The sequence below is a fragment of the Glutamicibacter protophormiae genome (assembly GCF_014647495.1).
In the GTDB taxonomy this organism is placed as follows: domain Bacteria; phylum Actinomycetota; class Actinomycetes; order Actinomycetales; family Micrococcaceae; genus Glutamicibacter; species Glutamicibacter protophormiae.
Genome location: NZ_BMPH01000002.1, coordinates 400,591 through 407,155, shown reverse-complemented (window position 1 = coordinate 407,155; position 6,565 = coordinate 400,591). Strand labels below are relative to the sequence as shown.

The window sequence follows — 6,565 nt, the reverse complement described above, 5'->3', positions numbered from 1 at the left end:
ATCGCACGGTCGTTATTGGAGACCGGCGGGTTCAGGCCACGTTTACACTCTGAATCCTGAAGAGCCTGCCTGCGGCGATGCGCCACCAGGCGCGCCGGGAGGCGAGCATGAGGCCCTCGTCCCAGGCGGTGGCGAAGGAGTGATCCACCGAATGGTTATCGGCCCAGCCGGCGAGGATTCGTTCCTCGATGCGTTCGCGGTCGGCCTGGCTAATCCTGGTGGAATAGGCGCGGTCAGCCTGGTGGATTGGGTTTGTTGTTCTGGGGCGTGGGTTGACCCGGTAGTGCCAGGTCGAACGCGAAATTCCGGTAGCCCTCAGGGCTTGGCGTTGGGAACCGGTCAATCGGGTGAGTGTTCGGACGAGGTCGTTTTCCGTAGCGAGGAATTCTTGGGCTCGGTCGTCGTCGAGGTGTCGGGCCCTTGCTCGTTCAGCTTGTGCAAGAGCCCGATAGCTTTTCCCAGGGCCTCGTTGGTGCCTTCGAGCTGGCGGACGCGTTCACGCAACGCTTCCAGTTCGGCTTCGTGTTCTGCCTGTTCCTTGGCACGGGCTTGTTCGAAAGCTGAGCGTTGGCTCGGGGTGGTGTTCATCTGTCCATGATCTCGCGGAACGAGATGGCGGTCGAGGTCCCCTTCGAAGACGAGCCGGTTCCAGCGGTAGAACGTAGCCCTGAAGAAGGGTTGCTGTTGCAGCCAGGCGGTGCGGGTGCCGTGGGGCTGGAGGTTGTATTGGTGGACGTATTCCCTGATTTCTTCGCGGGTGACACCGACGGTGCTCATGGGGTTTCCTTCTGGTCAGTGGCGGGGAGTCTTGGTGACTCACTTACAGCCTGACCGAGAGGGCTTGGAGGATAGATGAGATGACACTATCAGTCTTTTCGTCAGACACATCTGCCGCTTGTGCCGGCGCGGCAAGCGAGACTGAAAGGCATAAAACAACAGCGATCGAGGAGATTACTTTGGCTGTTTGTTTCAAAATTAACACTCAAGTTGTTGAAAGTTACGATTACTTGAGCCGATATTACATTACTTATACAACTACTGTAAAAACAAACATTTAGTCATGAAATATTTAAGATCGATTTGACTATTCGCCTATTGCGCCAAACATAGTGAGCGAAAATGACAAGACCTCCGAATGCGACATAGCACACAACACAAGAGAGGGACCGCACCTAGTAGGTGCGGTCCCTCTCTTGTGTTGTGGGTCGTGGACTCGCTTCTCACCGATCCAGGCCCGCTCGTTGGGCTTGAGCGCCGGGGCCGCGGGTCTTGCGGGCCTTGGGTGCTTTGGCCTTCCCGGCGCCCTTGACGGCCTCGGTGGCGGGCTTGCCCTGACTGACGTCTGCCCGCATGCGCGTGGCCACCACCTCGCGGTCGATGCCCTGTGCTTCGAGACTCTGAGCGGTGCCTGCGCGACGCTCGGCGCTGTCGTAGACGGTGTGCCCGTCCTCTCGGGCACTGTCGGCCTGTGCCTCGCGCTGTTCAGCTTCGGCGGCGGCGCGCACGCGTTCCTCGGGGTCCGGCTCATGTTCGGCAGCTGCCCGGGATTCCTCGGCCCGGCGCTCATCGTGGTCTGCCATCGTCATCAGCCGTTGCGCTTCGACTCGTTCCTGCTCGGAGCGCGACTGTTCGGCGGCCGCGGCCGCCCGGTCATGCTCCGACCTGGCCAGCTCGCGTTGGACCGCCTGGCGGACTGCCTCGGGGTCTGCTCCCGCATTCTCGACGTCGACCGCGTAGCGGGTGCGCAGCTCATCGCGCATCTCTGTTCAGCACGAACCGCTTCGGGTTCTTCCTTGGACCAGGCGCGGGTCACCTGGCAGGTGTGGCCGATCTGCTCCGGGGTGGCCCGGTCCCACCACTCGGCTCGATGAACGTTGCCCATCTCCGCCCGGGCAGCGCGCTGCTCTGCGGCGAACCGGGATTGCAGCTCGCGGGCTTCCTGCTCGCTGGACGCTTGAGCTCGGCGTAAAGCGTACTCGCGGGCTCTGGCCATCCGTTCGGCAATTTGCCCAGCAGCGGTGACCAGGACTCTCAATTGGCCTTCGAAGGCTTCCTCAATTCCATCTGTTTCCTCGGCCATGATCGGCCCCCTTTTCCTATCGTTCCGGGCCGCGGTCCGTACCCGGCTTGGTGGTCTGATGGGTCTTGGCTGGTTCGATCTTGTTGGGGATGGGGGGACGCCGCCGCGGTGGCGGGCTTGCCCTGCCCGGCGTGCAGCCGGTCAAGCATAACCTGCACCTCGGGATCAAGCGTGCGAGGGCGTTCAATGGTTGTCGTGGCGGCGCCATTGGCGCTGGCCGAGGTAGGCACCTGAGGCATGGCGTCACGAACACTGACCAGCCGCGCGCGAGTATCCTCGGCCAACAGCTTCGCTTGCCGTACCTGCTGTCCTGCCACACAGGCGTCATGCACTGCCTGGGTCAGACGCAAGAGCTGACGCACCATTGCCGCCTGAGCGACAGTGCCCTGTCCTCCACGGGCAGCACTGGCCAATAGCATGGCTGCACCGGACAGGGCCACCGTTCCGGCCTTTTCAGGGCTCACGGTATGTTCATACGTTTGCGCCGAACGGGACAGCGCTTCGGCTGCGGCGGCGAGGTCTCCGGGAGTGCTCTCGGTCGCGTTGGACCAGGCGGCCAAGGCACCGGGGGTTTGGCGCGCCACGGTCGCCCAGGTGTCACGGTCATCGACTGGGACAGCACGCAGCCGGTCCACCAGCTCACGCAGTTCAGCGTTGCGCTGATCCCACAATTCCGGATTGGGCTCGTGCGCTTCGCGGCCCGGCGCGACGATGCGGCGACCGCGCTTAGCGGCATTCCATTCGGCGGCGGCCTCGGTTGCTCCGGTGGGAGTATCGGGCCAGCCATCACGTAGCCTCGGCAGCGTCAGATCACGGCCAAGGTGTCCCCCGCCGTACCAGATCGGCCGTTCTCCGGTTTCGGGACGTTCGGCCACGGAATAGCCGGTCACGACGTCGGTTCGTCCGTCGGCAAACCGGAGCGAACCAGCAACCCTCACCGCGCATCCGGCGCACGAAAACAGGCCCCGGAACGCGCCGCTGAAGCGGCGTCGTTCCGGGGCCTGTTGATTTGCCGTCGCCAGCGTGCGGGCCGTGAGGCCCGCACCTGCTAGCGCAGTGCGCTGAGGTCCAGCGGCTTGTTGTTCGCGGCGTTGCCGTAGACCTCGACATGGATGTGGTCCATGTGGCGGGTGGTGTCGTTCCAGTTGCCGGTGAACTGGTTTCCGTACTTGCCGGAGGTGGAGTAGGCAGTCCATCCGGTGGTTGGAAGCCAGATCTCGTCCTGCCAGATCAGGTAGGAGACACCCAACTGGTCGCGGTTATCGAGCAGGAACTGCGCGATCTTGTCGCCGTTGGCCACGCCCGTTGCGGTCTTGTAGTTGCGGATCATCAAGTCCGCGGCCTTGCCGCTGCTGTGCCCGGTCGAGCCGCTGCGCAGCGTATAGATGGCGCTGATGCCGTCTGCGAAGCGGCCCTTGACCGCGTCGATGACCTTCTGGGTGTCGGGCTGCACCGAGACGGTGGCCTTGGTGCTCAGGTAGTCGTCCTTGATCCATCCGCTGCCCAGGCTGGTGCCCACGTTGGCCCAGCCGTTCGCGGTCTTCAGGTAGGTGACCTTTTCACCCAGCGACACCACGCCCTTGGATGCGTACTGGGTTCCGGCGCCGGTGCGCAGGTTGACGCTCGCGGTGGTCCAGCGGTGGCTGGCGTCCGCTGCGGGCGGCGGCGGATCCGACGGCAGCGGCAGGCTCGGCTTGGATGCCGAGAGGTAGGCTCCCGACACCCAGCCGGTGCCGAGCCGGCTCTTCACGCGGATCCAGCCGTTGGCGGAGCCCAGGGCGGTGACCTTTTCATTTGTGGACAGCACGCCCTGAGACGTGGTGTTCACCGAACTTCCGGCGCGCTGGTTCACGTTGGTGGTGGCCCAGTAGGGCTTGCTGGCGATCACGGCGTAGGCCGAGTTCATCAGCGTGGAGGTCGGAACCCAGCCGGTTCCCTTGGAAGTCTTGACCTTCGACCATGAGCCGCTGGTTGCGTAGAGGCTGAGCTGCTGGCCGGCTGGAATGGTGCCCAGCGACTTCGCGGAGGACGACGCCGAGGTCCGCACCGCCGTTGCGTCCATGCTCCAGCGGGTGCCGATGACCTTGTCCACGACCGGGGCCTTGGAGCTCAGGTGTTTTGCCGGCACCCAGCCGGTCCCCTTGGAGGACTTGACGCGGGTCCAGCCGTTGGCGGTGCCGATGGCTGTGACCTTCTGGCCCTTGGCCAGGGAGCCCAGAGACTTCGAGCTGCCGTTGTTGGACGCGCGCAGCGTGGTGCCGGCGGTGGTCCAGTAGGACGTGTTGGACACCGGCTTGTAGGCGGTGGTCACCAGCGAGGAGGTGGGAACCCAGCCGGCGCCCTGGGCGGTTTTGACCTTCGACCAGGAGCCGTTGGTCGAGTACAGGCTCAACTTCTGGCCGGCGTAGGCGGTCCCTAGGGACTTGGCCTTGGTCGAGGCGGTGGCGCGGACAACGGTCTTGTCGATGGTCCAGCGCGATCCGATGACCTTGTCGAGAACCGGGGCCTTGCCCAGCAGGTTCTTGGACGGCACCCAGCCGGTGCCCTTGGCTGACTTGATCCGGGTCCAGCCGTTGGCGGTGCCGATGGCGGTGACCTTCTGCCCCTTGGCGATGGTGCCCAGGCTCTTGCTGCCAGCGGAGTTCGCCGACTTCAAGGCGAGATTCGCCCCGGTCCAGTAGGACTTGCTGGCTACCGGCTTGTACGCCGTGGCCACCAGCGAGGCAGCCGGCACCCAGCCGATGCCCTTGGAGGTCTTGACCTTGGCCCACGAGCCGCTGGTCGAGTACAGGCTCAGCTGCTGGCCTGCCGGGATGCTTCCCATCGATTTCGCCTTGGACGACGGGGTCGCGCGGACCACCGTGGTGTCAATGCTCCAGCGCGAACCGATCACCTTCAGCGGTGCGGTGGCACCCAGGTGCTTGCTCTGGATCCATCCGGTCTTGCCCGAAACCGACACCGAGCTCCAGCTGCCGTAGTTGCGCAGCCACTGGACCTTCGCCCCGGAGGCGAGGGTCGCAACCTTGGCGGAGCTGGTCGAGGTGCTCTTGTAGATCGGCTGCTTGGTCTTGGCCCAGCGATACGCAATAGCCGGCGCAGTGTTCGACAGCTGGTTCGTGGGAACGAACCCGGTCTTGCCGCCCGACTTGATCTTGGTCCAGGAACCGGTTGCCCCCAGCCGCTCGACCTTGGTTCGGCGCTGCAGCTCCCCCAGCGATTTGGCCGTGGCCGACGGGTTCTGCCTCAGCACCTGGTAGGAGCCCAGGTAGCGGTAGGTCTTGGTTTTCGCGGTGGAGGTCGCTGGAACATTTACCAGGAACTTCGCCGAGACCCAGCCGGTCTTGTTGCCGTAGCTGGTCTGAGACCAGCCGTTGCTCGTGGCGCCGACCTTGACCGTGGCGTTCTTGGGAATCACGAGCAGCGATTTGGACGAAGCGCTGGCGCTCTGGCGCAGGTTCAGGTTCTGTATGGTTTTCTTGCTGACGGTTTTGACCGCTGCGGCAAGTGCTACTTCCTGGGCGGGAGCGATGCTCGGCGCTGCGGCGGCCGGGATCACGGGGCTCAGGCATAGTGACAGCGCCAGGGCAAGGCCTAGCGCGCGAGTGCGACGGGGCATCTGGGTTCTTTCGGTCTGATCCTCACTGCTCAGTGAGGCCGGAAACTGGACGACAGCTGCCCGTCGGTAGTCCTCCAGTTACGGCTGCCACTCTTAGAATGACATACCCAGAGAAAATACAGTATTTTCACACTCGAAATTCACTTAGTTGTTTTCATGTATACAAAAGCGGTTTCCGAACCGGGCTCGATTTCCGTGCGGCCCGCATCCTGGATCACCGGTCCCGCGGCTTGCTCGCTGATCCGATCAAAGTCCTCATCAGACAGGTGTTGGATCCCGACCGGTGCATGGGCGGACAGCCACCGTTCGATGCGCTCGCCCTTTTCCTCGGTCAGCCAGGCGAACAGCGCATGCGCGCTCTGCGCCGCCGCCTTGCCGGTCGACATCTGCAGCGACTTCCTGATGCCGATAGTGACCTCGGAGACCAATACCTCGGCGCTCTTGGGCAGCTGCGTACCCGATACCTGCAGCTTGGCGATGAGTTTCGGCAGATCGTGCGCGGGCAACGGCGGCAGGCCGACGGCTTGCGCCTTACCAACCTCGCTCACCATCGCCTCGGGGAACAGCTCCAGCACCTTGCCGAACATCTTGGGATTGGCACGGCGCACCGATTTGGCAAATGCCTGCCCGGCCCAGACTTGCCACTCGGGAGCCTGCGGGGCCCTGAGGTAGGCGATGACTGCTGCGCGGGCGACGGCCGAGAGGCCTTCGTCCTCGGTGGACGGGTCTTCCTTGTCGATCCGCAGGATGATCGGCTGGACCAGTTCGTCCGGATCGCGTTCGCGCAGCTCACTCATGGAATCATTCTATTCCCGGCAACCCTGCGGCCCGCGGGCGCGGCCGTTGCGCACGCTTGCGCTGCGGCCGGG

General features: G+C 64.0%; 6 protein-coding genes. All 6 read right to left on the bottom strand.

All coding sequences use genetic code 11. The annotated features are described in order from the left end of the window. Nucleotides 1–31 precede the first annotated feature (31 nt). The gene (locus tag IEY43_RS04295) at nucleotides 32–343 is read right to left on the bottom strand and encodes a hypothetical protein (protein WP_188947364.1); all 312 of its coding nucleotides are present in this window, start codon (nucleotides 341–343) and stop codon (nucleotides 32–34) included. Further along, nucleotides 340–777, bottom strand: coding sequence for a hypothetical protein (locus IEY43_RS04290; protein ID WP_188947363.1), 438 nt, complete (start codon nucleotides 775–777; stop codon nucleotides 340–342). Before IEY43_RS04290 ends, IEY43_RS04295 begins: the two co-directional genes overlap by 4 nt. A gap of 443 nt (nucleotides 778–1,220) precedes the next feature. Beyond that, nucleotides 1,221–1,760 (bottom strand): hypothetical protein, encoded by a 540-nt coding sequence (locus IEY43_RS18095; protein ID WP_229777266.1) that lies wholly within the window; start codon nucleotides 1,758–1,760, stop codon nucleotides 1,221–1,223. Nucleotides 1,761–2,031: 271 nt separating this feature from the next. Then, nucleotides 2,032–2,970 (bottom strand): hypothetical protein, encoded by a 939-nt coding sequence (locus IEY43_RS04280; protein ID WP_229777265.1) that lies wholly within the window; start codon nucleotides 2,968–2,970, stop codon nucleotides 2,032–2,034. 158 nt (nucleotides 2,971–3,128) lie between these two features. Then, nucleotides 3,129–5,696 carry an SH3 domain-containing protein gene (locus tag IEY43_RS04275; protein WP_188947362.1) on the bottom strand — a complete coding sequence of 856 codons (2,568 nt, stop codon included), beginning with the start codon at nucleotides 5,694–5,696 and terminating at the stop codon, nucleotides 3,129–3,131. Nucleotides 5,697–5,836: 140 nt separating this feature from the next. Then, nucleotides 5,837–6,493 (bottom strand): aminoacyl-tRNA hydrolase, encoded by a 657-nt coding sequence (locus IEY43_RS04270; protein ID WP_188947361.1) that lies wholly within the window; start codon nucleotides 6,491–6,493, stop codon nucleotides 5,837–5,839. Between the last annotated feature and the right edge of the window lie 72 nt (nucleotides 6,494–6,565).

What these genes read in the sequence shown, in the direction of transcription:
- IEY43_RS04290 (WP_188947363.1), bottom strand. Translation starts at nt 777, where the DNA reads ATGAGCACCGTCGGTGTCACCCGCGAAGAAATCAGGGAATACGTCCAC.
- IEY43_RS18095 (WP_229777266.1), bottom strand. Translation starts at nt 1,760, where the DNA reads ATGCGCGATGAGCTGCGCACCCGCTACGCGGTCGACGTCGAGAATGCG.
- IEY43_RS04275 (WP_188947362.1), bottom strand. Translation starts at nt 5,696, where the DNA reads ATGCCCCGTCGCACTCGCGCGCTAGGCCTTGCCCTGGCGCTGTCACTA.
- IEY43_RS04270 (WP_188947361.1), bottom strand. Translation starts at nt 6,493, where the DNA reads ATGAGTGAGCTGCGCGAACGCGATCCGGACGAACTGGTCCAGCCGATC.